This window comes from Streptomyces lancefieldiae (assembly GCF_031845825.1).
In the GTDB taxonomy this organism is placed as follows: Bacteria; Actinomycetota; Actinomycetes; order Streptomycetales; family Streptomycetaceae; genus Streptomyces; species Streptomyces lancefieldiae.
In genome coordinates, this window is the sequence record NZ_JAVRFH010000362.1 from 1 (window position 1) to 426 (window position 426).

The following is a 426-nucleotide window of genomic DNA, read 5'->3' on the forward strand; positions in this document are numbered from 1 at the left end:
GTACCCGGAGACAGGCCAGCGCTGAGTCTAGGTGACCGAACTGTGTTTCTCGGGTCTCGACGAGGCGCGGGCGTGGCCCGAACGACGACTCAGGAGCCGGCGGCTTCGCTGGTGCGACGCCAACGGATGCCCGACTCGATGAAACCGTCGAGCTCGCCGTCGAACACCGCGTCGGGTGAGGACACCTCGAAGTCGGTACGAAGGTCCTTGACCATCTGGTACGGGTGCAGCACGTACGAGCGCATCTGCGACCCCCATCTGTTCCCGCCGTCGCCCTTGAGCAGGTTCATCTCCGCCTCGCGGTCCCGGCGCGCCTTCTCCCGCAGCCGAGACTGCAGCACCCTCAGCGCCGCCGCCTTGTTCTGCAGCTGGGTCTTCTCGTTCTGGCAGGAGACCACGATGCCGGTCCGCATCACGCACCTGCCG

The 426-nt window shown here is 66.7% G+C and carries 1 protein-coding gene; it reads right to left on the minus strand.

Annotation, left to right across the window (positions count from 1 at the left end; genetic code table 11):
- Window positions 1-89 precede the first annotated feature (89 nt).
- Window positions 90-426: peptide chain release factor-like protein (locus RM812_RS42520; protein WP_311586405.1), on the minus strand; the 337-nt coding region annotated here is incomplete at its 5' end.